We start from the raw sequence: 25,285 nt of genomic DNA, 5'->3' as shown, positions 1-25,285 counted from the left end.
AAAGAGAGGCTGGACGAGGTCAACGAAAAAGTCTTACCAGCGTCTGCTTCCATAGTGATGGCATGTGACATTGATTTCGCAGGCGATCTATAAAATCTTCCCGGCCCGATCCCCTCCCCGGTAATCCGGCCTCTCCGCTTCCATATAGGAAGATTGTCGAGTCGCGACCAATCGCTCACGAATCCCTACCAATCAACCATGAAGCCCTACGAATCAACCGCGAGTCCCTACCAAACCTATTCCCAATAGCCGCAGAGAAAAAAGAGACAAGATTCCGACCCGTTACAGGTGCAATCTTGCCTCTTTATTTCACTTCTGCTTCTTGGCGAAATTCGTTTTCAGGCTGCGCTTTCCATGCTCTTACTCATATTCCTTTTCAAAAGTCTTTGTGCTCCGGACCGTGTCGATGTACCGGACATGGTTTTCGATCTGTTCGCGCTTGGATTCCAGGAAAGGCGGGAGCGCAAGCTTTTCCCCCAGCGTTTCATACGGTTCATCTCCCATGAAACCGGGACCGTCTGTCGCAAATTCGATCAGGATGCCCGGTGTCACGCGTGCATACAGGGATTCAAAGTAGAACCGGTCAACCCGTCCGGATGTACGGAAGCCGAATCCTTCCATCCGGTCGATCCAGTGCTCAAGCGCATCGTGGTCTTCCACCCGGAATGCCGTGTGGTGCACCGTGCCGAACCCTTGGCGTCCGCGGGGCAGAACCGCATTGTATTCAACGATGACCCGTGCTCCGTTGCCGCCTTCTCCGACTTCAAACAGGTGGATGTCCCCCGAAGCGTCGATTTCAGAGTAGCCGAGCACGTCTTCCATCAGTTTCTTCATATAAGTGAAGTCGGATACCCGCAGGACGATCGGGCCGAGTCCGGTGATGGCAAACTCAAGCGGGACCGGTCCGTTCTGCCAAGCGATGCCCGGTGCGACCCCGGAATCGCCTTCGTCGGAAACAAGCTGATACAGCTGGCCGTCAAAATCGCTGAACGGCAGCACCTGCCGGTCAAATTGCCGGCGGATGCCGTCGTGTGCAATCCCGAGACGGTCGAATCGCTTTGTCCAGTAGCCGAGCGCCGCGTCATCCGGCACCCGGAACGAGGTCCGGTGGATTTCGTCCGTTCCATGCGAGCCTTTCGGGATGCCCTGGAAATCAAAAAATGTCATGTCCGTTCCTGCATTGCCGCGGTCGTCCGCAAAGAATAAATGATACGTGTTAATGTCATCCTGGTTCACTGTTTTCTTCACGAGCCGCATTCCGAGGACATTCGTGAAGAAATCATAATTCTTTTCTGCAGAGCTCGTAATCGCTGTGACGTGGTGCATTCCTTTCAGGCCATTCATGGTGGGCCCTCCTTTATCTCGAATTAAAGATATTATAACCCCTCAGCCGCCATTCCACAATTAATCTGTTCTAAATATTGAATTCCCCAGCTCTATGCTTCATCATTAACGATATGACAACTATCGAAACGAAGGATCAAAATATGGATGAACTCAACCTGAACAACAATCAACCGAACCAACCGGACCATGACCGGGTCGTCTCCGATGAGCAGAACATCACCCGGATCCAGCTGGGCGATAAGGAACTGATCCTCATCGGCACCGCCCATGTCTCCCGCCTGAGCGCCCTCCAGGTCAAAGAAGTCATCGAGCGTGAACAGCCCGACACGGTCGCAGTCGAACTGGACGAGCAGCGATATCAGGCGGTCATGGGTGGGAACAAGTGGAAGGACACGGATATCTTCAAGGTCATCAAGGAGAAGAAATCCTCCCTGCTGCTCATGAATCTCGCCATTTCATCATTCCAGAACCGGATGGCCAAGCAGTTCGACGTGCAGCCGGGAGCAGAGATGATCCAGGGCATCGAGTCGGCGAAGGAAACCGGCGCCAGGCTCGTCCTTGCCGACCGGAACATCCAGACGACTTTTTCGAGGATCTGGGGCAACCTCGGATTCACCGGAAAGGCCCAGCTGCTCACTTCCGTCGTAGCGAGCATCTTCAGCCGGGAGGAGATCTCCGAGGAAGAAATGGAGAAGATGAAGTCCCAGGACACGCTCAACGCCGTGCTTGCAGAATTCACCGAATCCTTCCCGAGGCTGAAAGAACCCCTCATCGATGAACGGGACCAATACCTGGCTGAAAAGCTTCGCACTGCCCCGGGGCGGAAGATCGTGGCGGTCCTCGGAGCGGCACATATCCCGGGCATCACCAAAGAGATCCACAAAACGCATGACCTGAAAAAACTCACCGCCAAACCGCCCAAGCCGGTCTGGCCCAAAGTGGTCGGATGGGCGATCCCGCTCCTCATCATCGCGATCATCGCCTACACGTTCATGCAGAACAGCGGCGTGGCCTTGAATCAGATGCTCAGCTGGCTGCTCTGGAACGGATCGCTGGCCGCCCTCGGAACGATCATCGCGAAAGGGCACCCGCTTGCCGTCCTGACCGCGTTCATCGCGGCACCGATCACTTCGCTTCATCCGCTGCTCGCCGTCGGCTGGTTCTCCGGACTTGTCCAGGCTTACTTCAGCCGGCCGAGCGTCCGGGACTTCGAGAAGCTGACGGAAGACGTTTTGAGCGTGAAGGGATTCTGGCAGAACAAGGCCACCCGCGTCCTCCTCGTCGTCGTGCTCGGCAATCTCGGCAGCTCGCTCGGAACGTTCATCGGCGGTGCAGATATCATCCGTTCGTTCTTCCAGCACATTTTCTGAATGAAATATGAAACCGGACAGGCACTGGGCCTGTCCGGTTTTTCGTTCCGTTATTTTTGAAGTCGATGCACATTATTCAGGTTGGCCAGATGCCGCGGCAACCTTCTTCAGGATGCCGCCGGTCACCCGGTCAGTCCGGCGAACCGGCGTACTCCCGGATTGCGGACAGGAATGGCTCGCCGTATTTGGCGAGTTTGTTCTCCCCGACACCGTGGACGTCCAGGAATTCGTCTTCGTTCCCAGGCCGCCGGGCACACATGTCTTTCAGCGATTTATCGGAGAAGATCACATACGGCGGAACGCCCGCTTCTTCGGCGAGGTCTTTGCGGACTTCCCGCAGCTTTTCGAACAGCGGATCCGCATCCCCGATCGCCTGGGTGACCACCGCCTGCTTGCGGGACACTTTCTCTTTGCCCGTCAGGACGTCCTTGCCGGCTTCTGTCACGAAAATGGTCGGGAACTGTCCTTGGCTGATGCCGACCAGATCACGCGAAATCATGAAATCGATCAGGTTGGTCGCTTCCTTCGCACTGTAGTCCTGCTTCAGGATCCCGTACGTCGTCAGTTCGTCGAAGCCGAGTTCTTTCACTTTTTTATTCACGGAGCCGGTGAGCACCTGTGCGGTAAGCGCCTTGCCGAAACGCTGGCCCATCCGGATGATGCAGGACAGCACTTTCTGCACATCTTCCGTCACATCGGTGCTCTCACGGTCATCGGTGCAGGTCCCGCAGCGGCCGCACGGTTCCGTATCCCCGTCGCCGAAATGGCGGACAATGAACTGCTGGAGGCAGTCCTCTGTATGACAGTAGTCGACCATGGCCTGCAGCTTTTCCAGTTCCCGCGAGATGCCGTCCCGGTCGTCGGACTGGTCGATCAGGAATCGCTGGGTCTGCACATCCTGTGGTGAATACAGAACGATGCATTCGCCCGGCAGTCCGTCACGTCCCGCACGTCCCGCCTCCTGGTAATAGCTCTCCATGTTTTTCGGCAGCTGATAATGAATGCAATACCGGATGTTCGACTTGTCGATGCCCATCCCGAATGCATTCGTTGCGACCATGATCCGGGCTTCGTCGTTCAGGAATGCTTCCTGCGCCCGCCGACGCTCATCCTCGCCGAGTCCCGCATGATACTTGGCGACCGGCAGCCCGGACTTGCGGATGGAATCATGGAGCGCGTCCACCGTCTTGCGTGTCGCGGCATAGATGATCCCCGACTCATCCGCATTTTTCTTCAGGAAATCTTTGAGATACTTGCCCCGGTCCTGTCCCCTGATCACCGAAAACGTCAGGTTCTCCCGCTCAAAGCCGGTGAGGACCGTGTTTTCCGCAGCGATCCGGAGCTGGCGCCTGATGTCTTCACGGACTTCCGGCGTGGCGGTGGCCGTCAGTGCGAGCACGACCGGCCGGTCCGGAAGTACGTCGACCACATGTCCGATCAACCGGTAGCTTGGCCGGAAATCATGCCCCCACTGGGATATGCAGTGGGCCTCATCCACAGCGACCACCGGTATATCCATCATCATGAGATCGTTCAGGAAAAAGTCCGAATCCAGCCGCTCCGGTGCCACATACAGCAGTTTGTATTCACCCGCCCTCGCCCGGGCCATCGTTTCACGGAATTCGTCCGCTGATAGCGTGCTGTTGATGTAAGCGGCCGGGATGCCCGCTTCCGTCAGGGCATCCACTTGGTCCTTCATGAGCGAGATAAGCGGCGAGATGACGAGCGTCGTCCCTTCCCTGACGAGCGCCGGCACCTGATAGCACACCGATTTTCCTCCGCCGGTCGGCATGACGCACAGTGTATTCTCTCCAACGAGCACACGCTCGATCACCTGTTCCTGGCCCGGCCGGAATGTCGGGTAGCCGAAATGTGTATTCAGTTGTTCGAGCGCTTGCTCCAGCAATTGCTCAGAGCCTTGCTTCAGCATGGCTGACACTCCAATCAATTTGGCAGGCGGTCCAGAAATGCCCGGACCGCCTTTCTATTTTTCAGGATGAAGACCTGCTTATCCGGACCGAGGCCATCCAGCATCGCCTGGACGCCCGGCCGCTTTTCCTTCGGATAGTTCCACACCCATTTTGCGAATTCAAGATCAAGCCGTTCCGGGCAGTCCCGCTGCATATCGGGACGTGTCCTTCCGTGATACCGGATGCGTCTTTTCAGTATCCGGTAAAGACAGACGGTGCGGGACATATCAAGGAAGATGACCGTATCGGCAGCCCGGATCCGCTCGTCCATGGTCGCCCCGTAGTTCCCGTCGACGATCCACCGGTCCCTGCCGCACAGCCCCCGCTGAATTTCCCGCTGTTCATCACGTGTGGTGAGTGTCCAGCCCGGCTTCCAAAGCAGGGCATCCAGATGATGCACCTGGATATTAAGCCGTTTTCCAAGTTCTCTCGCAAGCGTTGATTTGCCCGCACCGCCTGAACCGATCAACATGATCCGCTCCATGGTCCTCCCCCCCAGTCTTGCAATCGTTCTTCCATTATAGCGCATCCGGCCGTCCTCTTCCCGAACCCCGGCCAATATGCAAAATTCGTACTAAAAAGCCGGCCATTCAAAGCCGGCCGGCTTCTTTTCCGTCTGGTTGCAAAATCCGTTCCGTTCAGTGGGCGACGCCGCTCCGGTCCCCCGAAAGCCTGGCGATCGTCTCGTCGTATTCCCGGATGAGCGTGCCGACGATTTCGGCAACCGTCTCCATTCCGGTAACGTTTGTCACGCCCTGGCCCGCGGACCAGGCGTCCCTCCAGGCTTTCACTTCGTCTTCGCCGGAAAAGTTCAGCTTCCCCGGAGCCTTCAGGTTATCGGGATCCAGCCCCTGCCTGACGAGAGACGGAGCGAGGAAATTCGCCGGTACGCCGCTGATGGCATCCGTATAGACGATATCCTCGATCGTCGAGTCGATCACCATTTGTTTGTAATCCTCAAAGGCGCCGCTTTCTTTCGCGGCGAGGAAACGGGTGCCGAGATACGCGTAATCCGCCCCCATTGCAAGGGCCGCCGCCACGTCCGCACCTGATGACAGGGCACCGGACAGGATGATCTTCCCCTCATAGAATGTCTTGACGGCAGAGATGAAGGCAAACGGATTCAGGGTCCCCCCGTGGCCACCGGCACCCGAACAGACAAGGATCAGCCCGTCCACGCCGGTCTGTGCGGCTTTCCTGGCATGCTTTACGTGCGCCACGTCCGAATAGACCGTGCCCCCGTATGCATGGACAACGTCCACCACTTCACCCGGATGGCCCAACGAAGTGATGACGATCGGCGGCTCATATTCTCGGATAAGTCCCAGGTCCTCGTCATACCGCATGTTTGACTTCTTATGGCAGATGAAATTGACGCCCCAGGGCGTGTCGCCGAGTTCATCCTTCACTTCCTTCAGCCATTCCGCACAGACCGACGCAGGACGGGCATTGAGCAGCGGGAACGTCCCGATCACCCCTGCCCTGCCCGACTCGATGACCATCTGAGGATTGGATACAAGGAACATCGGCGCTACGATTACCGGTAATTTCAGCATTCTTCCACCCCATTCATATTTTCCGAAAATTACTGAACTTCGTATCCCCATTCTCCTAATTCCGGAGTCGGGTGTCAAGAAAGAAATGAATGAACGTTCATTCTTTTGTTCTTCCCATAAATCCCCCAACCTTTCAACGACATGAAATTGTAACCTTTTTTACTACCCTTTTTCCTATCAATTAAACTCGTTATTTTATATAATGGGCTTAAATTGTTGAAGGAGATGGTGCGGCTTGAAGCCAATTTCAAAAATGACATCGAAAATGTTTCTGATCACCGTGCTTCTAGTCGCAGTCGGGTCGATCGCAGCGTGGTTTGCTTTCGGCTATGAACGGACAACGGGCGTGTCGTTCGCCAAGATGGAGGATCTCATCCAGGCCGGCGACGGGCAGAAAATGACGCTCACCGAATCGGCGGGGGGCACACTCGTCCTGGAAACGCCGGAAGGCAAATATTCCACGAATATTCCTCCCAACAGCCAAAGTGTAGAAAAACTCGTCATCAACAATGACGTGACATATGAATACTCCAAGCAAAATACACGCGACCGGATGCTGCTCGTCATCATCTTCGCGGCAGTCGGGACAGGGCTTTTCGTTCTCCACCGCAAAGGAAAGCTCGGCGTCGCTTCTTCGATGAAGCAGAGTGCCGCCAAGTCCGCTCCCCTGCCGGACATCACCCTGAAAGACGTCGGCGGCATACCGGACGAGATGAAGGAAGAGATCGGTCAGGCGCTTGCAGTCATCAAAGACCCGGGCGGTGCTGAGCAGGTCGGCCTCAAGCCGCCGCGCGGCATTCTGCTGTACGGCCCTCCGGGAACCGGCAAGACGCTTCTCGCCCAGGCCATTGCCCATGAAATCGGGGCGACCTTCTTCTCCTCGAGCGGTGCGGCATTCACCGAAATGTTCGTCGGCGTCGGCGCTTCCCGTGTCCGCACATTGTTCGACAATGCGCGCAAACAGCGCCCGGCAGTCATCTTCATTGATGAAGTCGATGCACTTGCGGGCAAACGGAAACCCCACGGCGGTGAGGAATCGGAGAAGACACTCACCGAACTGCTCGTCCAGCTCGACGGCGGCAACGACAACGACGGCATCCTGTTCATCGCCGCGACGAACCGCAAAGACATGCTAGATGATGCGTTTCTGCGTCCCGGCCGGATTGACTTCGAATTCCAGGTTCCGCTTCCTGACACAGAGGGACGCCGTGAAATCATCGATATCCACTCCCGCGGAAAAATGATGGCACCGGAAGTCGTGGCCTCTTTCGACCGCCTGGCAGAAAGCACTTCCGGCTTCTCCGGAGCGGAACTCAGCTCCCTGTTTGAAATGGCGAGCAGACGGGCACTCCGTGACGGAAGATCCGAAATCTCCAATGAAGACATCGACTTTGCAATCGACCGGACCATCCTCGGTTCCACGGCACGTGCGCTCAATGACCCGGCCACGAAACACCGTGTGGCCATCCATGAGGCCGGCCATGCGCTCCTCCAGGCGCTTACGAATCCGGGATCCGTCCGCAAGGCGACGATCATCCCGCGGGGCATGGCGCTCGGTTATGTTGCGCCCCTTCAGAAGGAATTGCATCTGTCGACCGCGAGTGAACTGCTCGACAGGGTGGCCATGATCCTGGCAGGCGGCGTTGCAGAGAGGATCCATCTTGGCGAACACTCGATCGGCGTCGGCGGCGATGTCCAGCAGGCGAAGGATCTTCTCGAACAGATGGTTGATACCGGACTGCTTCAGGACGGGTTCCAGCTCACGTTCAACAAAGGCGAGAAAGAAGCCAAAATGCAGGAGCTGTTCAATGAAGCCCTGAAGATGGCTGAACTGCTCATTAACACCTACCAGGTCGAGTACATGAATCTTGTGGATGCCCTCAAGAAAAAAGAGACCATTGACGGCGAAGAAGTACAGGAAATCGTGGGCTACAAGAAAATTGTCCGTGACAAACTGATCGCAGTTGAAGCATAATCATCAATAAAACGCCCCCGGTGACGGGAAGGCAATTGATTTTCGAGGTATAAAGAAACAGAGGCGAGGTCGCACCCATTAATTGGGTGGTGACCTCGCCTTTTTTAGTCATAAAGCCGGCAAGACCTGCTTGCAGTTCCCATTTTTCATCCACCAGCTTAATAATTCGCTGTAGATTAACCGCAAATATGGACGTGACCCCCTGTATTTACATGCCAAATAAGCCCGCAGATTCCGCCACTTTTAAGCCGTGCCGGTTCTTGAGCTCGTCATTCTTCACTTCAATTTTATAGCGTTCTTTGGCTTTGAGACGGAATTCATCCGTCTCGTGGGATGCCATTTGTTCAAGATGGACGTTCGACTTAATGGAGACGGGATAGGTCTTCGTTTTAGCGCCCTCTTTGTAGCATCCTTCTCTAAGCGGACGGACTTTGCATTCCCCAACGTCAAAGAAGTAGGTGTCCACCTGTTTTTTTGTGTATTCTTCTTCCCTTGTCGTGCTTTTTGAAATGCCAAATGACCTGCCCAGCAAACGTACAACCCCGCGTCCTTATTGGTTTCGAACTCTTCTTCTTTTTTTCGGGTCCCTTGCGCCACACTTTGATTCAGTTTGGCTACCAATGCGATATCCTTTGATTTTGTATAGTCGATATTGCCTTTCTCGGAATAAGCAGCGTCTCCAATGACCGTATCGACGTCCGGGGCGGCGCCACTGTTTTGACGGGGTGTAGTTCAAAAGCAGCATTGACTCTTGATGGACTTTTTCAGTGATCTCGTGACGGGAGGCGTTTTATTGTGTGATTGCGATATGTGCACAAAAGCAGGACCGGCAATGTGAGAAATTGGAGCGACTGACAGCACCCACTGAGGAAACTTGGCGTGTCATTCCAAAATCATTCGTTACTTGGATGAACTCGTCACTTTTTTTTGATGAATTCCCTTTCAAATAAAGAGCATTCACACTCCACTAAACGTCCTCCCTAAACACTCGTAGTTCCCCCTGCTCCATTAGATAGACTTGATCACACAGCAACTCAATATCTTCACGATTATGGCTTGCAAGCAATACGGTGGTCCCTTCACTTTTAAATTCATTGATCACTTTCCGCACTTCCTGAACCCCTGATTCATCGAGTCCATTCATCGGTTCATCCAGAACGAGAAGTTTGGGATGCTCCATGATTGCTTGAGCGATGCCGAGTCTCTGTTTCATACCAAGTGAGTACTTCCGTACAGGACGACGATCATCGGGCTCCAATCCAACCACTTTGATGACCTCTCGAATTTCTTCCTCTTTGACGACTCCCTTGATGGATGCCAATAGTTTTAGATTGTCCAAGGCTGAATATCGAGGCACAAATCCCGGTGTATCGAAAAGGGCTCCGAAATCTTTCGGGAAACTTCCTTTTCCAACTAATTCTCCAAACACCTTTACATTACCTATAGTAGGCTGGAGCAACCCGGCAATCGTTTTAAACAACACACTCTTCCCGGAACCATTTCTTCCTACAACTCCATATACTCCAGGGGTTTCTATTGTAAAGTTTATACCATTAAGGATTTTATGGCCTTTCATGTCTTTTGTAACATTGACCATTTCAACAATCATCACAATCCCCTTCCCTGATTCCCGATTAGTATTTGCTCTAATTTATATTTGAAGACAAGGTTCATCACAGCTACCAAGATCGCTAATGCAACACACCCTGAAATCAACCCATATGCAAGTGGAAAATTGTTCATTTCTTTTAATGCTGCCATGCCGCTATTCAATGGAAGCCACGGAATGATTGGAGGAATTAGAAAAGCAGTAACTGTTGAAACCGATACCAGAATAATTACGGTGAGGGTCGCTAGCCCGCCATGCCCGATGAACAGAATGAAAAGTATGTTCAACAGGACGGAAATTGAAATAGAAAGGATCATCATGAAATATTCACCTATCATGAGTCGTATCCCCGAACTGTCCGTAAAAACCGGAAGAAGCTGAACCATATTGGACTGGGTATCTCCAAATAATACACCGGCAAAGAGATTGACAAAAAAACCAGCTAATGTTGTAACCATTATCAACTTGATAATTACGACAATCATACTGTTTAACCACAAAAGGGCATTTCCTGATCGTATCAAAGTCAGTGAAAAACGATGATGCAATTCGTTTTGTACATAAAGAGTCGTGATCATCATATACGGAAGTAAAATGATGAACCATCTTGGAAGATCGAATTTCAGATTAATCGGGATATAGAGAGGAAAAGCAGCTGCGTGCCATAAGTCTCCCGGAAGTACACCTTGATTGATGGAAACAACGGTTAAAGCATTTAGTGCATAAACGAGAGGGACGATAAGCAAAGTAAATGGCGCAAAAAAGATTTTCATATGATATCGAAGAAGATTAATCATCCCGGGACCCTTCCTTAATAAATTGAAGATCAGTCTTTTTCGCCGCCCACCCAGATAAGATCAGTAATGCAAGGATTAGAACTAACCAATAGGTGAACATGTAATATGGGATCGATACAGCAATGGCCCCCGAACTTTGAATACCTTGCATGATATCGAAGTGTTTTGTGAATAGAAAATCGGTAAATGGTTCCACCTTCCCCAACGAAACAATCAAATTAAAAATATCGACAACGAATAATAATACCGCAGGCAGAATAGCATTCTTTGTTAAAATCCAAATGAATAAATACATCATGCCGTATGAAAATAAGAGTAAAAAGACTAAAATCATCGAGGCAATCGTAAAGAGGTACGGTGAATTTTTATCCAAAAAAGCGGCAGCGAAGGAAAAGTTACTTCTGAAACCTTCACTCCATCCTCCTTCGAAACCCATTGAAAACAACGCCTGTAACAACCCGATAAAAAAAATGACCAATATAAACGAACTGGCCATCAAATAAACTCCCGTTACTTCGGCAAGGATCCAGCGAAATCGGGAACGGTATCGAAAAACTGTATATTGTCTTACATGACTGAATGAAAAAAAGGACGCCAACCAAATTAGAAATAAAGGAATGATCGTGTAGGTAACCGCATGCAAGTTAAACAATTCATAGAAAAAATCAAACCCATTTACCTTTGGTGCCATCCTGAATACCCTTATCAAATGGGCTGTGCAAAGCACAACAATGAACAAAACGACCATAAGAAGTTGGGTTCCTCCTGCGAAACCGAGAAACCGCAATTTATTTAGATTGGTCAACATACTTACCTCCGATAGAAAAAACTATCGCGGATAGCAAAATTAAAATGATTCCAATCACCATTCTTGGCCAATAATAAGGAACCCCCCTATTAATATCGTACAGAAACTGTAGGTTAAAAGGAGAATGATAATCTGGAAACATGATTCCTGTAACGATGTACAAAACCAAAGGCAATAATACAGCTAGGTATGAATTTCTCGCAATGACCGAACATGCAAGTCCGATTGAAGAAAAAATAAACCCGCAATAAAACAAAAGAAGCACAACAATCGTCATCATTAAATACGGATTATCAATTCCCATCTCATTGAAACGGAGAGCTGTCTCAGTCTCGGAAAGATTCAAAGGCATTCCAATAATTAGTTTTGCAATAGATAGAATGACCATTCCGACAAAAGGTCCGGCAGCTACAGCTATTCCGCCAGCCATTCCGTTCAAGAAAAATTTCACTACTTTATATTGATAAGTTGAAGTCCGGATGTAAATCAAATCCGTCAATCGATTTCGATGGTCTTGTATAAAAGAGGCAGCGAATGGCAAACAAGCGATAATCGGAAAAACGACGATTAGGAAGTTTGTTAAACCTGAGTTGTATCCATTAAAAAATGCATAAAGAACAGAAATTTGTCCGGTTGGGAACCATCTGATATATTCAAAAAAACCGGCAATAAATAAGGCACTTGATAACAACAGGGCAATCTTCATAACCGGCGAAAACAAAGCCCGTTTACATTCTTGGACTAAATATTCCATTATACCACCGCCATATACATTAAAATATGACCAGCCGCCACTGGATTTTAAATCAATTTGGAGTCCAAGATCCTCTTGTACCAGTTGCCGTGTAGTTACCTACTGCTGTGGATATATTTAAATGAACTAGCTTTCCAACATAGTTGCTTGACGGATAATAATACGTCATCGTTTTAGTACCAGTCGTCGTATAAGAGACTTTTGGCGTTACATTGGAGCCACCCGTATTTTCAATCCAGGAAACTATTCCCCTATTTCCTTCCACATAATTCACCACATTATAAGCAGACCCGCTACTAATCTTCGTTTTATTCGACGATTCGTAATCTGATACGGCAGGAACTCTTGTATCATATCCATAGTATGTCGCAGCAGTAACCATACCGGATCCGACAGCTAACAAACCAATTCCAAGCGTTGCGGCAGCAATCTTGATCTTCAGTTTCAAGTTCCGCACTCCTTTATTTTTAGCTGCCAGTCATAATAAGGAGCATTTAAGCTCCTTATTTAAATAATATTCGAAGATACACAAAGAGTAAATAGGAAATTAAAAATATTCCCTATGTTCGGTTAACCATCTGCTGTTAATTCAAGGCTGATCCATTCTTCGGTTCCGGTAAGGACGAGACACTAAAAAAGCCCCTTACCAGTGAGCTTTTCATGATTGCGGATGCGAATTGCCACCATGCGGGTGCGGAAAAGTCGGGCAGCGGGAAGCAGGTGCGAAAAGAGCTGGGGCGGTCGCGAATCGCCCTCAGCCAGGCATAAACTCACGCCCTCCAAAAACCGTCCGAGCCCCGGCAACTTGCGAAAGACGCGGAGCACCGGAATCCTTCCGTGTGCTGCGCGTCTCTTTTTTGCAGTTCAGGCCATGTCCTTATGGGTGAACGGGCATTTTCCTGCGATCGGAACGACATCATCGCCGATGAAGAACTGTTTCCATTCATTGTGCTCCGGGTCTCCGAAGTGGCTGATGTCCGGATGCTTCGGCAGTTGATCCCATTTCTCCACCCGTTCGCGTACTTTCTCGCGTGAGTTGATGCCGCCCGGCTCGGTGCCTTCGAGCCCCTTGAATATCTTGCGGGGCTGAAACCCGATCACCATGGCATTGCCGAGGTCACGTGTTTTTCTCTGCTTGTAAGCCGGTGCGTTGCCGAACGCAAAGATCGGTTCTCCTCCGAAACGGAAATCCCAGAGATGATGCTCCGGGTCCTTCGGCGCGTCTTCCGGCCACTCGACCGTGTCCTGTTCATGCAAGTATTGGAGAATGTCCCAAAACTCTTTCCGGTAATCCTCCAGGGTGCCCTCTTCGGGGAATGGCTCTACGAACACAAAGAGTCCGTGGCGCTTATGCTTCGGATTTTGGAACAGCTCGAGGAATTCCGACAGCGCTTCGGGCAGATTCGACCAGTCCTCCCGCTCAATATATGCATAGCGGAGCTCACCGCCAAGCTCCCCGGCCATCCCGAAATAGCACGGGAACGTCTTGTCGGTCACCGTATCATGAAAGGTTTGATATTCTCTCAGCAGCCAGGCCGGAAGCTCATCCTGCGAGGAGAAATCTTTCTTGGTCAACAACTTTCTCTGTTTAACGGTCATGATTCAACCTCCATCCAGTCTCGTACCATTCTATCCCCGGACGGACAGAATGTAAAACACGAATGGACACGCCGCAAAGTGATCATATGTGGAACGGGCTGCAGACATTCCGGGACGGATAAACCGGCTTCCCTGTCGAACCGGGCCTGCAGTCCGATTCAGGGCGTTAAGAGTCCGATCCGGTGTGCCAGGAGTCCGATTCCCCGCTATCAGAGACCGATCGGTGCTGCAAAAAAACCGTTTCTCCGCCCCCATAAAGGCTTCTCGCCAAAAAACTGCCCGATGCGATCACGCACCGGGCAGTTATCTTGAGTTATTGCCGAATGGCTTCCTTCTCTTCAATCACGGTGACCCAGCCGAACGGATCTTCTTTCCTGCCGGTCTGGATGCCCGTCAGTTCATCGTACAGTTTCTGAGAAAGCTCACCCGCATCGCCGCCGTTCACGCTGAACGTTTCTCCCTTCCAGTTGAACTCGCCGATCGGGGAGATGACGGCAGCCGTGCCGGTGCCGAACGCTTCCTCAAGCCGGCCGTCCCGCTGTGCGTCCACCAGCTCCTGCATGGAAATGCGGCGTTCTGCGACCGGGATGTCCCATGAACGGAGCATTTCAAGGATGGATTTCCGGGTGATGCCGCCGAGGATGCTTCCGTTGAGCGCCGGCGTGACCACTTCCCCGTCGATCTTGAAGAAAACATTCATGCTGCCGACTTCTTCGATATATTTCTTCTCCACGCCGTCGAGCCAGAGCACCTGGGAATAGCCCATTCCTTCCGCCACACGCTGGGCTTTCAGGGACGCCGCATAGTTGCCTGCAGTTTTTGCAGCACCGGTGCCGCCAGCCACAGCACGGACATATTCATTCTCCACAAGGATCTTCACCGGGGCGATGCCCTCTTTGTAGTAGAGACCGACCGGAGACAACACGATCATGAATTTGTATTCGAGCGACGGGGACACCCCGAGATGCGGCTCTGTCGCAATCATATAAGGACGGATATACAGCGAAGTCCCTTCCGCATCCGGCACCCAATCCCTTTCCAGCTCGATGAGGGTCTTCAAGGCTTCAAGCGCCTCTTCCTCATCGATCTCCGGCATGCAGAGCCGGTCACATGACTCGTTCATCCTGCGGAAATTCTCTTCCGGGCGGAACAGGCGCACAGAGCCGTCTTCCGCTTTGTAGGCTTTCAGTCCTTCAAACACCGTCTGTCCGTAATGGAAGATGACTGCCGACGGATCCAGGGTAATCGGCTGATACGGCACGATCCTGTGGTCATGCCAGCCCGTTCCCTCCGTATAATCCGCAATGAACATATGATCGGTGAAATTGCGCCCAAAAGCGATGCCTTCTGTCGACGGCTTTTCTTTCTTCTCCAGGCACTTCGTGATGTTGATCTTCATGTTCCCCATATCGATCTTCCTCCTTGGATTCAGCGTATGCGATATATCGTATACAAATGAAACGAAATAATAGCCCCATTATACATGAATTCAGACAGTTTTAAATCAATTTGACGAAACTTTTTCCTTTAATTGTACGAGAATAAAAGCATTGTCCCGTTTGAACACGTTTATTCTGGAATGCGTCCGGATCTTCAGCGTTTGCACAGTCTTACATGGACAAACGAAAAAAATTGCAAGCAGCACGGCCGGCTGCTTGCATTAGGCACTTCGCATAGTTTAAACTGTTGTGCAGCCCGCCTGCCCCGTCCGGAACACAAATTTCATTAGATGAGGAACCGGGTCATACCGGCTTTCGCCGTGCGGACATTTCTTCCTGCGGCAGAACGACTTTGGGGAAACTTGCGAAAAGCGGCTCGAGCTTCTCCTGAATCTCTTCCATTTCATAGGGCTCGAAGAACGGGTACTCGAAATAATAGGAGCCCCTCCCCGTTTCCAGCAGCACACTGAACACTTGCATCACGTTCCCGCGGACCGAGTCCTCATCCTCGACCACGGTCTCCAGTGCAGCCCCGCCATCTTCGATCGCCTGGCTGACGAACAGATTCCCGGGCAGTTCTTCCGGATCAAAACTCATCGCGGCTTCCACAAACTCATCAATCGATTCGAATGTTTTCACTCGGCACTCCCTCCCCGTTCTTCACTATTCCCCGATCTGGAACATGCAAACAGGCGGAAGCTCACCGTGCCGGGACTTGGCGGCCGGGGAATAATCAGGACTCGACCGCGACAGGTGCGTGATTGACCAGCATGCGCAGTGTGCCGGCCGTCACCGTGCGTCCGTCCTGATTGATGATCTCGGTCTGACAGACGATGACTCCGGTCCCATCCCCCCGGTCTTCCTTGTCCGCAGCCGCCAGCCGGACTTTGATCGTATCGCCGATGAATGTCGGTGAAACGAATCTGATTTTGTCCATCCCGTAGAAAGCGACAATGACTCCTTCAGTGAAGTTCATCAGTCCCGTCGCAACCGACAGGACGAGCATCCCGTGTGCGATCCGGCCGCCGAACCGGGTGGCCTCCGCGTATTCCCTGTCCATATGAAGCGGATAGTAATCTCCGCTCACACCCGCAAAATTGACGATATCCGCTTCTGTAATCGTCCGGCCCTTCGACTCCCAAACTTCTCCGACTGCCACTTCCCCGAAATACTTGTCAAACATCCGTTCATCCCCTTTTCATGTATTCACTCCATGACCGAGCAAATGCTTGTATTCGCTCCGCAGACGGAATTTCTGCACCTTCCCGGAAGCCGTCCTCGGCAGTTCGTCCAGAAAGACGAAGCTGCGCGGCTTTTTATAGCCGGCGAGCCGGCCGTCGATGTACTTCAGAATGTCTTCTTCCGTCACCGGCCTGCCGGGTTTTGTGACGATGACAGCGCAGACGGATTCAATGAACTTCGGGTCGGGAATCCCGATCACCGCCACATCCTGGATGGATTCATGCCGGATGAGCACGTCCTCGATCTCCACCGGATAGATGTTTTCACCGCCGCTGCGGATCATGTCCTTTTTTCTTCCCGATATCGTCAGGTAACCCTGTTCATCCAGCATTCCGAGATCGCCGGTATGGCACCATCCGCCGATAAACGTTTCCCGGGTTGCCTCCGGTTTGTTCCAGTACTCCGACACGACGGCCGGACCTTTCGTGCATATTTCGCCGACTGAGCCCGCCGGCAACCGATCGCCCCGGCCGCCGACGATTTTCACTTCGGTGAACGGCATTGCCTTGCCGGCCGTGCGGCCTTTCTCCACGGCATCGGAGGGATCCAGCGCAACGGCGATCGGCGTGCCTTCCGTCAGGCCATATACCTGCACCAGGCCGATGTGCGGATACACTTCATGCAGCCGTTCGATTGCCCAGGAAATGATCGGATCGCCGCCTGAGTAAATCGTTTTGACGGATCTCAGTGCATGCGATTCGATATCCTGCAGCTTCAGCATTTCGTAAATCATGAACGGGAATAAGAAAACATCCGTCACGCCGATTTCCTCAATGATTTTTAGTGTGCGCGAGATTTCAAAGTTGCCGCTTCTTGAAATGACGACCGTTCCGCCGGAGAGCAATACGGCAAGTGCGATATCTTCCATAGCGCCGACGTGATAAAGCGGACCGGTCGTCATCCCGATCGTTTCCTGGCTGAAATTCCATTTCAGCGATTGCATCACTGCAAACATGACCGTGTTTTCATGCGTCCAGAGTGCCCCTTTCGGCCTCCCGGTCGTGCCGGAAGTGTACATGAGCATCACCGGATCGGATTGCTGGATCTCCGTCCGGCGGTCCAGCACCGGGGCTCCTGCTTCAAGGACGGCCCATGGGAGCGTCCAATCGGCTGATGGACCTTCATCCGGCCCATACTGGATCCAGTGCGCGACTCCGCTTGATGGTACGAGCGGCTCAATCCGATTTTTCAGACGGGCGTCAAAACAAAGCACATTTGCACCGGAATCCTCGAGAATATAAGCCAGCTCCTCTGTTTCAAGACGGAAATTGATCCGGACTGCGATTGCACCGATCTTGGCAACCGCAAAATATAGCGCAAAGTACTCAAGTGAATTGAATAGCAAAAGACCGATCCGGTCGCCTTTCACCACACCCTTGTCAAGAAGGGCATTCGCATACCGATTGGCCCTGTCATTGAGCTCGCCATACGTCCAGCTCTTCCCGTTCTCCAGTGAAACGGCCGCCTTCTCCGGATCGATCGTCTGCAGGCGGGGCTCCGCCCGGTCCAGCAAATAGCCTACATTCATGTGTGTGCCCTCCTTCCATTTCCGGCTTGCTTATGTGACGTTCAGCACTTTGGAGCCGGCTTCCGAAGTCACCGGCTGCGTAAGCAATGACACGACGACAAAGCTCAGGATCGAAATGACGAGTGAAACGGCACCCACCACGACGCCTTCCGGCAAGAGATGGACTCCGTACTTATTCAAAATCTCAAAAAGGAAGTTCAGTGAAACACCGAGGATGATGCTCGCCATGGCCCCGTACTTGGTCGCCTTCCGCCAGACAAGTCCGAGCACCACAGACGGGAAGACGGCCGCGGCAAAAGTCCCCCAGCCGAACACGCCGAGAAGCGCAACGAGTGTATCCATGTAAAACGAGAATAGTGTGGAGATGACAAGGAGACCGAGGACGACGATCCGGTTCCAGAACAGCTCATTCTTCACTTCCTTGCCGAACGCGCGCGGCATGTCACGGACCAGACTGGCCGCCCCGAGCGTCACAAACCCCGATCCGGTGGACATGATCGCCGCTAGCAGTCCCGCCAGGACGAGCCCGCCGATGACCGAGGGAGTGAAGTCGGTGACAAATACCACAAGCGCATCGTCGGCAGAAGCGAGATCCGGGAAACGTCCCTGGATCTGCAGCGAACGGGCCGTCAGTCCGATGCTAACGACGAGCAGCACGGTGATGGCATAGGCGAACCCCGCCGTAAAGGCCCCCCACTTCAGTTCTTTCGGGCTTTTGATCATCAGGAATTTATTGATGAAATGCGGCTGGCCGGCGGCCCCCAGGCTGAAGAGGAGGAACCAGCAGGCAATCGAGATCAACGAAAAATTCCCGAATGGCGAAGCCAGAAGCGGATCTGACGACTGGAGCGTCTCGGTGATGTTCTGCATGCCGCCACCGACATTGAGGGCGAAGAAGAAGATCAAGATCGAAACCACAATCATGATGACACCCTGGAACAGGTCTGTATAAACCGAGGCGATGATCCCGCCCCCCACAGAGTAAAACGCCAGGATGCCGAGCCCGATCAAGGCGCCGACTGCCGGAGAAACCCCGAATATCGAGTGCATGATCACGCCCATCGCCTGAACCTGCGTCCCGAGATAACCGATGACGCCGAGCGTGATGGCAAAGGCCAGCCAGCCCCGGACGCCCCGGCTGTTGTACCGTTTCTCGACAACGTCGCCGAGAGTGAACACGTCTCCAAGATCCCCCATCGCCCACATTCTCTTGCCGACAAGAAACCAGGTCAGGGCAAATCCCAGCGGCGCCGCCACCAGCACTCCTGCCGCAAACCCGAACCCTGCAGAAAATGTCTGGCCGGCACCGCCGAGAAGGCCAAAGCCGCTCTGGATGGATGTGAACGCCGCAATCGCCATGACGAACATGCCAAGGCTCCGCCCGGCTATGAGGAAGTCGCTTGCAGATTTTGTCTTGCGTGTTGCCCAGATCCCGATCAGAATGCAGATGAGAAGATAAATGCTCACTATCACAACGATCGTGCTGTTCATTCCGCCGCCTCCTCTCTCTTGAACTCCTGCTTGAGCGTTTCGGTGTCTTCGGCGTCAAAGAGCAGGGCGTACAGCAGGGAAGCGATCACGGCGAGAGGCAAAATGCCGAGCAGATAGATGGCCAGGCTCGGTGTCATCCCCAGAAAGTAATGATTGCCGCCTGCAGGGTCATTACGCGTGATGATATCAAGCGTGGCAAACAGTGCGACATATCCCCCGGCCACCAGAGCAGGAACCCAGATTTTTGCGGGTGACCGTTTCACCGCCCGCCAGATCCCGATTGTAATGGCCAGTCCGATTACGATCAGATACGGATACAAAATCAGACGCCATGACTGCATGAACATCCCGGCGAGTGACAGAACAATCAAGCCGGAGAACACATACATGATCCGATCATTTACGTACATCCTTTCACCAACCTCCCCCTTGTTTTTTGGAACGGCAAAAACCAGGAAATCTCTTTTTCCGGACTGAAAGCGTTTTCAATAGTCCGAATGAATAAAATATATTGAACTTAACAACTGGTGTCAACCGGCGGATAACCCGAGAGAGAGATGTCCTCCTACCTTTTATTATGATGATATATCAGTTATTTGGGAGTTGTGCATTCTTGTGAAGGAGGATAGGGAGCTAAATGTTATGTAAGTATATCTTTTATCTGTACAAAGAATCTTTCAAGTTCTCTTCCGCCATTATGAACCCATAAGAAAACCGGAGCGTATCCGCTCCGGCGTCAGCCTTCCATGAAGAACTGTTTGGCTTTTTCGACGAACTCCATGTCTTCCGGCAGCAGATCATCTTCGTAGAAGATGGCATCCACCGGACAGACGGCTGTGCAGGCTCCGCAGTCTATGCAAAGGTCCGGGTCAATGTAAAACTGATCCTCGCCTTCAAGAATACAATCGACCGGACAAACATCCACACATTCGCCCGCTTTCTCGGCCATACAAGGCGCTGTGATTACGTGGGTCATTTTTATCACTCCTTACCTTTTCAACATACCATATTCCCGCCATTCGTGCAGTCGGAAACCTTAAAAAAACGATTTATTTGCCGGGTGTTTGTCCAATCTTTGCCGGCTGTCGGGCAAGGGACGGAAAATCTTCCAATCCCAGCGCTGTTTAAGTCTTCGAATGGCATACTCAGAAGCCGGAACGGGAAAGTACTTGAGAGAGACACCAGGAGAAGAACGGTGCAATGGTCTCAGCAGGGCCTCAATGGAATGGACTACCTTAAAACAACAAGCGGCACGAATATTGACGGCAATTTCATACGAAGCCTTCACCGTTTCAGAAGATGAGGGGGCCATCACATGGATCTTTATACAATCGGACACTCCACCCATACCGAGGATCAATTCATCAAGCTTTTGAAAGACGCAGGCGTCGAATTGCTTGCCGATGTGAGGGCGTTTCCCGGCAGCCGAAAATTCCCCTGGTTCCACACCGACCGCATGAAAGAATGGCTGCCCGAAAACGGAATCGGCTACGTCCATATCCCTGAACTCGGCGGACGCAGAAGAAAATCCCGGGACGTACCGGACGGCTGCAATGCCGGATGGAACAATCGTTCGCTCCACAATTATGCGGACTATACGCTCGAGCCCGGGTTTTCGGAAGGACTCAGAAAACTATCGGAAAATGCGGACGGGATACGCGCGGCCATCTGTTGTTCGGAGCGCCACCCTGCCAGGTGCCACCGGCTGCTGATCAGTAATTGGGTATCCATGCATGGAATGCGGGTCATCCATATTCTTGATGGACCGCACGGCGAAACGATCACCGAATCCCATGAACCCGGACGGTGGGGCGCCCGGCCCCTCTTACAGGAGGACGGGTCCATCATCTATCCGCCGGATCATCAGGACGAGGAGGAAGGCCGGACCGAATGAATCTGACTGGCGCCCAGCTACACATCCGCAGCCGTTCCCGATGTCTCCCTTCGTCTAACGGCGACGGGACACCGGAATGCGGGCTTCGGGCAACATGATTCTTCATCCGGGATGCTATGATGGGAGAAATCCTGCAAGATGAAAAGGAGTGTGATCCATGAACATCAATGAAGAGGCACGCCGGGAATTGCTTCAGGCCGTTTCCGGTCTTTCAGATGAAGAACTGAACCGCAAACCGGAAAATGGCGGTTGGTCAATCAAGCAGATCTTGGAGCATCTGTCCCTCATGGAAGGGACGGTTGCCAAAACCATTAAGCTGCAGGCGAAGAACGGCGAGACCGTCAAAACCGAAGAGCGGCCGATTGAGGCGTCGGTGAACCGGGACGTGAAAGTGGACGCGCCCGAGTTCGTGATTCCTTCGGAGGATTTCGCGACTAAAAATGAGTTGGAACAAAGACTGGCTGCATCCCGCTCGATTCTGCAACGGGCGGTCGAATCGACAGACGAACGGTCACTTGAAACGAAAGCTTTTCCCCATCCGGTGTTCGGAATGATGAAACTCAAGCAGTGGATTCCGTTTGTCGGCTTCCATGAAAAGCGCCACATCGAACAGATTCGTGAAGTGATAAAGGGAATGTAACCCGGTTATCGCCCGACAAAGGAGCCGTTCATGCGAACGGCTCCTTTCGTGTCTCAGGGCTTAGGAAATCAGTCATCCTTGCCGGCTGGGTGTTGCCTGCCCGGTCCCCGGATCCTCTCTTCCCGCAGATCCAATATAAGATACTGTCCTTCCCCCGATTGTTCGGGGGGCTGTATTCCATGGTCCAAGGCATTCTTGAAACCAATCCTCGAATAAAAATCCGGGTCACCAAAAGTGGTGATGGCCAAATAGCCATTAACTTTTGCACGGCGGATGCCTTCCTCGATCAGCATCATACCGATCCCTTTGTTCTGATAATCGGGCAGTACTGAAACCGGGCCCATTGCAAGCGCAGGGATCGGTGAACCTCCAATCACCGCCTCCGTCATGAGCGAAAAGCCGATCAGATCGCCGGTCTCTTCATTCTCCGCAACAAGAGCGAGCTCAGGCACATAAGCACAGGTTGCCCGAAGTTTTCCGATGCGCAATTGTTCCTGATGATCGCTTGTCTGAACTTTGCGGAATGACTCCTGGACCACTTGCTCGACTTCATTGAAATCCTTCGGCTGTTCCTGCCTGATCAACACATCCATTGCAACCCATCCTTTTCATTGAACAACTATCTATACTTCAATTTTCGCATTGTGCTTTTTCCGAAAATCAGGACATTGTACCTTTCCGCTCGCTCCTGTCAACAATGGCGGCGCCGACGAGGTCACCGGTCACATTGCAGGCCGTTGCACCCATACCGAGGATGGCATCCACTCCTGCAACGAGCGCCACCACTTCAATGGGAAGCCCCGCCTGTGTGAGGACGATTGACAGTGCAATCAGACCGGCACCCGGAACGCCTGCAGTCCCTACCGAAGCAAGCGTGCCGGTGACGATGATGCCGAGGATGGCGGAAAACCCAAGGTCAAGCCCCATGATATCCGCTGCAAATACGACTGAAGCACCAAGCCGGATGGCTGCCCCGTCCATGTTGACCGTGGCGCCGAGCGGCAGGCCGAAACTCGCCACCTCTTCACTGATGCCGGCTTTGCTTGCAGATCTGAGTGTGACCGGCAGCGTCCCGAGACTGCTGGACGTCATGAATGCAGTGGCTATGGCTTCTTTCGTATCCGAGAAAAACTTCCGGATCTGAACGCCGAATATCTTCATCAGAAGGATATAGACAAATATGAACTGGAGCACGATTCCAATGTAGATGACGGCGGTCAGCTTGCCGAGCGAGAGAAGCGTCTTCAGTCCCTGGGTCCCGATGGCTGAAGCGGCGATGGCAAATATCCCGATCGGTGCATATTGCAGTATACCGCCGAGGATCCGGAAAGTGACTTCGCTCAGACTGACGGTCGCATCATTCAGGAACTCCCCCATCTTCCGCACCCGTTCTTCCCCGGCATGCATCATCGATGAGATCGATAGTCCTGCAATAACCGAAACAAAAATGATTCCGAGGACATCATTCGTGACCAGGGAGGAAAACAGATTCTCCGGTACGATCCCGAGCAATGTGTCGACCATCGAGGAGTGTTCAGGGACCTCCACTTTGGCTTCCGGCAGCGACAGAGCGGCACCAGGTTTTACGAGAAGAGCGACAACAATGCCGAAAACAATGGCAACCGCCGTTGTGAACATGTAGTAAATGAAAATTTTCCCGCCGATCCGGCCCAGTTTTTTTGGATTCAGCTGATCGACCGCCGCGATGAGTGTAAACACGACGAGTGGGATGACGATGAGGTTCAGAAGACGAAGAAGCAGCTCTCCAAGCGGTGATAGAACCTTCGCAGACGGACCGAAGATGAGTCCGGCGATGATGCCCAGGACAAAACCGACCGTCATCTTCAATATGAACGAACGGTCCCGGTAAAACCTCCAGATTGTTCCCATTGGCAAGCCTCCCTGTCACCGGACGGCTGCACAATGGCAGCTCGTCCCGGTATATCTCCATTACCCTATTCTTGCCCTTATTTGAGGAAAGTGAAACGATTGGCATCTGACAGTTAAGGAAAGGAAATGGAAAAACCGCCAGGCAGGCGTTTCCTGACGTAAATTGAAAACAGGTCATGAGGTGCCGGGAAGATGTGAAGAATTTCCAAGCCACACGGGTGTCGGGTCATCCATACAGCCACTCGAGGAGGACGTATATCAACGGAATGGTGATGATGCAGCCTATCGTGGATAGAATGATTCCATACGAGGCAAACACCGCATCAGCGCCGTATCGCTTGGCATAGACGGAAGTGGTCGTTGCACTCGGCATGGCGGCGGTCAGCACGGCGATGGTCATTACAGGCTGAGACACTTGGAAAAAGTAAAAGATGAACAGAACAAGAGGGAGAATCAGCAATTTAAAAAAGGCTGCAATCCAGAGATAGATATTCCTTGTGTACCGCTTAAAATCCGTCAGCCGGGTCTCCGCCAGCAAACTGCCGATGAGGATCATCGAAAGCGGGATCGTCATCCTGCCGACATGCTCGAATGCACCTTGCAGGACTACCGGCCAGCCGATTGGAAGAAACAGCGTAACAAGTCCGGTAAGCGTGGCAAGGATGCCGGGATTGACAAGAAGCACCCGCCAGTTGATCTCCGGATCATGTTTGGTGAATAAATAAATCCCGTACGTCCAGATCAGGATCAAATAAAAGATATTGAATAAGGTCAGATAAAGAACCCCTTGCGGCCCCAACAAAATGAAGCTGACTGCAAAGCCGATGAATCCCTGATTCCCAAAGAGGATCAAACTTTCATAGACGCTTTTCTGGCTTTCGGGAAGCATTGCGCGTTTGCGCAGCCAAGCGGCGGCCAGGACGGAGACGGTTAAGACAAATGCGGACATGGCGGACAGCCAGGCGAATTCCATCATTAATTCGGAAGAAAAATCCGTATCAAGCGTGAACAGGATCAGTGCGGGCAGTGTGAGATAAAGCATGAGACGGGTGATGACCTGATTGGACTGTTCATCCAGAATGGCCGTTTTGCGTGCAACAAATCCGATCAAGGCCATCACATACAGCGGAAGCAGGGCTAGCACAAAGGCTGCTGGAGACAAGCGGGTCCCCCTTTTCTCCCCGGTCTGTCATGTAGGCTATGAGACCGGATTTCGAAAGGTGACTTTACGGAGAAAGTCATTCATTGGAGATGAACAGTGGACTGCACGATGGACCGGACACACAAAAAAACCGTCTCCGGTTGGAGACGGCCTTGTGCCCAGCGATGTCCTACTCTTGCAGGGGGAAGCCCCCGACTACCATCGGCGCTGAAGA

The 25,285-nt window shown here is 52.4% G+C and carries 24 protein-coding genes and 1 pseudogene; 4 read left to right on the top strand and 21 right to left on the bottom strand.

The window, feature by feature from the left end; genetic code table 11:
• Window positions 1-360: 360 nt before the first annotated feature.
• Window positions 361-1,344, bottom strand: coding sequence for a ring-cleaving dioxygenase (locus B0B07_RS06250; protein WP_076757564.1), 984 nt, complete (start codon window positions 1,342-1,344; stop codon window positions 361-363).
• Between the two features lie 143 nt (window positions 1,345-1,487).
• On the opposite strand from B0B07_RS06250, the gene B0B07_RS06245 reads away from it, so the two are divergent.
• A complete protein-coding gene (locus B0B07_RS06245) occupies window positions 1,488-2,717 on the top strand; it encodes a TraB/GumN family protein (RefSeq protein WP_084186587.1) in 1,230 nt (409 codons plus the stop codon).
• Window positions 2,718-2,847: 130 nt separating this feature from the next.
• Here B0B07_RS06245 and recQ read toward each other — a convergent pair whose 3' ends face one another.
• From recQ to B0B07_RS06230, 3 genes are all read right to left on the bottom strand, one after another.
• A complete protein-coding gene (gene recQ, locus B0B07_RS06240; protein ID WP_407643864.1) occupies window positions 2,848-4,647 on the bottom strand; it encodes a DNA helicase RecQ in 1,800 nt (599 codons plus the stop codon).
• Window positions 4,648-4,661: 14 nt separating this feature from the next.
• Window positions 4,662-5,171 carry a DNA topology modulation protein gene (locus tag B0B07_RS06235; protein ID WP_076757563.1) on the bottom strand — a complete coding sequence of 170 codons (510 nt, stop codon included), beginning with the start codon at window positions 5,169-5,171 and terminating at the stop codon, window positions 4,662-4,664.
• 154 nt (window positions 5,172-5,325) lie between these two features.
• Window positions 5,326-6,243: an NAD(P)H-dependent flavin oxidoreductase gene (locus B0B07_RS06230; RefSeq protein ID WP_076757562.1), complete on the bottom strand. Its 918-nt coding sequence runs from the start codon at window positions 6,241-6,243 to the stop codon at window positions 5,326-5,328.
• Between the two features lie 235 nt (window positions 6,244-6,478).
• Here B0B07_RS06230 and B0B07_RS06225 point away from each other — a divergent pair, with 235 nt between their 5' ends.
• Window positions 6,479-8,218, top strand: a complete 1,740-nt coding sequence (locus B0B07_RS06225) for an AAA family ATPase (RefSeq protein ID WP_084186586.1) — start codon at window positions 6,479-6,481, stop codon at window positions 8,216-8,218.
• A gap of 145 nt (window positions 8,219-8,363) precedes the next feature.
• On the opposite strand, the pseudogene B0B07_RS06220 reads toward B0B07_RS06225, so the two are convergent.
• The 14 genes and pseudogenes from B0B07_RS06220 to B0B07_RS06155 all read right to left on the bottom strand — a co-directional run.
• A pseudogene (locus tag B0B07_RS06220) lies at window positions 8,364-8,917 on the bottom strand (transposase); the annotation flags it as partial.
• 268 nt (window positions 8,918-9,185) lie between these two features.
• The gene (locus B0B07_RS06215) at window positions 9,186-9,827 is read right to left on the bottom strand and encodes an ABC transporter ATP-binding protein (protein ID WP_076757559.1); all 642 of its coding nucleotides are present in this window, start codon (window positions 9,825-9,827) and stop codon (window positions 9,186-9,188) included.
• Complete coding sequence (locus B0B07_RS06210) at window positions 9,827-10,624, bottom strand: hypothetical protein (protein ID WP_076757558.1); 798 nt, start codon at window positions 10,622-10,624, stop codon at window positions 9,827-9,829. The genes B0B07_RS06215 and B0B07_RS06210 overlap by 1 nt, the downstream gene beginning before the upstream one ends.
• Window positions 10,617-11,429, bottom strand: coding sequence for a hypothetical protein (locus B0B07_RS06205; RefSeq protein WP_144264317.1), 813 nt, complete (start codon window positions 11,427-11,429; stop codon window positions 10,617-10,619). Before B0B07_RS06205 ends, B0B07_RS06210 begins: the two co-directional genes overlap by 8 nt.
• Complete coding sequence (locus B0B07_RS06200) at window positions 11,413-12,186, bottom strand: hypothetical protein (protein WP_076757556.1); 774 nt, start codon at window positions 12,184-12,186, stop codon at window positions 11,413-11,415. The genes B0B07_RS06205 and B0B07_RS06200 overlap by 17 nt, the downstream gene beginning before the upstream one ends.
• A gap of 52 nt (window positions 12,187-12,238) precedes the next feature.
• Window positions 12,239-12,634, bottom strand: a complete 396-nt coding sequence (locus B0B07_RS15125) for a hypothetical protein (protein ID WP_144264316.1) — start codon at window positions 12,632-12,634, stop codon at window positions 12,239-12,241.
• A 416-nt stretch (window positions 12,635-13,050) separates the two neighbouring features.
• On the bottom strand, window positions 13,051-13,785 hold the full coding sequence (locus B0B07_RS06190) for a YqcI/YcgG family protein (protein ID WP_076757554.1): 735 nt from the start codon (window positions 13,783-13,785) through the stop codon (window positions 13,051-13,053).
• A 313-nt stretch (window positions 13,786-14,098) separates the two neighbouring features.
• Window positions 14,099-15,193, bottom strand: coding sequence for a branched-chain amino acid aminotransferase (locus tag B0B07_RS06185; RefSeq protein ID WP_076757553.1), 1,095 nt, complete (start codon window positions 15,191-15,193; stop codon window positions 14,099-14,101).
• A gap of 334 nt (window positions 15,194-15,527) precedes the next feature.
• Complete coding sequence (locus B0B07_RS06180; protein ID WP_076757552.1) at window positions 15,528-15,863, bottom strand: hypothetical protein; 336 nt, start codon at window positions 15,861-15,863, stop codon at window positions 15,528-15,530.
• A 94-nt stretch (window positions 15,864-15,957) separates the two neighbouring features.
• Entirely contained in the window at window positions 15,958-16,407 is a 450-nt protein-coding gene (locus B0B07_RS06175; protein WP_076757551.1) for a MaoC/PaaZ C-terminal domain-containing protein, read from the bottom strand.
• Window positions 16,408-16,422: 15 nt separating this feature from the next.
• A complete protein-coding gene (locus B0B07_RS06170; protein WP_076757550.1) occupies window positions 16,423-17,994 on the bottom strand; it encodes a class I adenylate-forming enzyme family protein in 1,572 nt (523 codons plus the stop codon).
• A gap of 30 nt (window positions 17,995-18,024) precedes the next feature.
• Window positions 18,025-19,485, bottom strand: a complete 1,461-nt coding sequence (locus B0B07_RS06165) for a sodium:solute symporter family transporter (RefSeq protein ID WP_076757549.1) — start codon at window positions 19,483-19,485, stop codon at window positions 18,025-18,027.
• The gene (locus B0B07_RS06160; protein WP_076757548.1) at window positions 19,482-19,895 is read right to left on the bottom strand and encodes a hypothetical protein; all 414 of its coding nucleotides are present in this window, start codon (window positions 19,893-19,895) and stop codon (window positions 19,482-19,484) included. The genes B0B07_RS06165 and B0B07_RS06160 overlap by 4 nt, the downstream gene beginning before the upstream one ends.
• A 326-nt stretch (window positions 19,896-20,221) precedes the next feature.
• Window positions 20,222-20,461, bottom strand: coding sequence for an indolepyruvate ferredoxin oxidoreductase subunit alpha (locus tag B0B07_RS06155; RefSeq protein WP_076757547.1), 240 nt, complete (start codon window positions 20,459-20,461; stop codon window positions 20,222-20,224).
• Between the two features lie 339 nt (window positions 20,462-20,800).
• On the opposite strand from B0B07_RS06155, the gene B0B07_RS06150 reads away from it, so the two are divergent.
• Together B0B07_RS06150 and B0B07_RS06145 are read left to right on the top strand one after the other, a co-directional pair.
• Window positions 20,801-21,379: a DUF488 domain-containing protein gene (locus B0B07_RS06150; protein WP_076757546.1), complete on the top strand. Its 579-nt coding sequence runs from the start codon at window positions 20,801-20,803 to the stop codon at window positions 21,377-21,379.
• Window positions 21,380-21,536: 157 nt separating this feature from the next.
• Window positions 21,537-22,019, top strand: a complete 483-nt coding sequence (locus tag B0B07_RS06145) for a DinB family protein (protein WP_076757545.1) — start codon at window positions 21,537-21,539, stop codon at window positions 22,017-22,019.
• Between the two features lie 68 nt (window positions 22,020-22,087).
• Here B0B07_RS06145 and B0B07_RS06140 read toward each other — a convergent pair whose 3' ends face one another.
• The 3 genes from B0B07_RS06140 to B0B07_RS06130 form a co-directional block, all read right to left on the bottom strand.
• Window positions 22,088-22,612: a GNAT family N-acetyltransferase gene (locus B0B07_RS06140; protein WP_076757544.1), complete on the bottom strand. Its 525-nt coding sequence runs from the start codon at window positions 22,610-22,612 to the stop codon at window positions 22,088-22,090.
• 67 nt (window positions 22,613-22,679) lie between these two features.
• The gene (locus tag B0B07_RS06135) at window positions 22,680-23,909 is read right to left on the bottom strand and encodes a dicarboxylate/amino acid:cation symporter (protein ID WP_200805791.1); all 1,230 of its coding nucleotides are present in this window, start codon (window positions 23,907-23,909) and stop codon (window positions 22,680-22,682) included.
• 226 nt (window positions 23,910-24,135) lie between these two features.
• Window positions 24,136-25,071, bottom strand: a complete 936-nt coding sequence (locus tag B0B07_RS06130; RefSeq protein WP_234982277.1) for an AEC family transporter — start codon at window positions 25,069-25,071, stop codon at window positions 24,136-24,138.
• Window positions 25,072-25,285 lie beyond the last annotated feature (214 nt).

The sequence above is a fragment of the Edaphobacillus lindanitolerans genome (assembly GCF_900156305.1).
In the GTDB taxonomy this organism is placed as follows: Bacteria; Bacillota; Bacilli; order Bacillales_A; family Planococcaceae; genus Bhargavaea; species Bhargavaea lindanitolerans.
Note: the sequence above shows the minus strand (reverse complement) of the source record. Positions and strands in the feature narration are given on the sequence as shown.

Bases quoted from the DNA above. Each gene is read 5' to 3' on its own strand.
- B0B07_RS06250 (WP_076757564.1), bottom strand. From the start codon at position 1,344: ATGAATGGCCTGAAAGGAATGCACCACGTCACAGCGATTACGAGCTCT.
- B0B07_RS06245 (WP_084186587.1), top strand. From the start codon at position 1,488: ATGGATGAACTCAACCTGAACAACAATCAACCGAACCAACCGGACCAT.
- recQ (WP_407643864.1), bottom strand. From the start codon at position 4,647: ATGCTGAAGCAAGGCTCTGAGCAATTGCTGGAGCAAGCGCTCGAACAA.
- B0B07_RS06235 (WP_076757563.1), bottom strand. From the start codon at position 5,171: ATGGAGCGGATCATGTTGATCGGTTCAGGCGGTGCGGGCAAATCAACG.
- B0B07_RS06230 (WP_076757562.1), bottom strand. From the start codon at position 6,243: ATGCTGAAATTACCGGTAATCGTAGCGCCGATGTTCCTTGTATCCAAT.
- B0B07_RS06215 (WP_076757559.1), bottom strand. From the start codon at position 9,827: ATGATTGTTGAAATGGTCAATGTTACAAAAGACATGAAAGGCCATAAA.
- B0B07_RS06210 (WP_076757558.1), bottom strand. From the start codon at position 10,624: ATGATTAATCTTCTTCGATATCATATGAAAATCTTTTTTGCGCCATTT.
- B0B07_RS06200 (WP_076757556.1), bottom strand. From the start codon at position 12,186: ATGGAATATTTAGTCCAAGAATGTAAACGGGCTTTGTTTTCGCCGGTT.
- B0B07_RS06190 (WP_076757554.1), bottom strand. From the start codon at position 13,785: ATGACCGTTAAACAGAGAAAGTTGTTGACCAAGAAAGATTTCTCCTCG.
- B0B07_RS06185 (WP_076757553.1), bottom strand. From the start codon at position 15,193: ATGGGGAACATGAAGATCAACATCACGAAGTGCCTGGAGAAGAAAGAA.
- B0B07_RS06175 (WP_076757551.1), bottom strand. From the start codon at position 16,407: ATGTTTGACAAGTATTTCGGGGAAGTGGCAGTCGGAGAAGTTTGGGAG.
- B0B07_RS06170 (WP_076757550.1), bottom strand. From the start codon at position 17,994: ATGAATGTAGGCTATTTGCTGGACCGGGCGGAGCCCCGCCTGCAGACG.
- B0B07_RS06165 (WP_076757549.1), bottom strand. From the start codon at position 19,485: ATGAACAGCACGATCGTTGTGATAGTGAGCATTTATCTTCTCATCTGC.
- B0B07_RS06160 (WP_076757548.1), bottom strand. From the start codon at position 19,895: ATGTACGTAAATGATCGGATCATGTATGTGTTCTCCGGCTTGATTGTT.
- B0B07_RS06155 (WP_076757547.1), bottom strand. From the start codon at position 20,461: ATGACCCACGTAATCACAGCGCCTTGTATGGCCGAGAAAGCGGGCGAA.
- B0B07_RS06150 (WP_076757546.1), top strand. From the start codon at position 20,801: ATGGATCTTTATACAATCGGACACTCCACCCATACCGAGGATCAATTC.
- B0B07_RS06145 (WP_076757545.1), top strand. From the start codon at position 21,537: ATGAACATCAATGAAGAGGCACGCCGGGAATTGCTTCAGGCCGTTTCC.
- B0B07_RS06140 (WP_076757544.1), bottom strand. From the start codon at position 22,612: ATGGATGTGTTGATCAGGCAGGAACAGCCGAAGGATTTCAATGAAGTC.
- B0B07_RS06135 (WP_200805791.1), bottom strand. From the start codon at position 23,909: ATGGGAACAATCTGGAGGTTTTACCGGGACCGTTCGTTCATATTGAAG.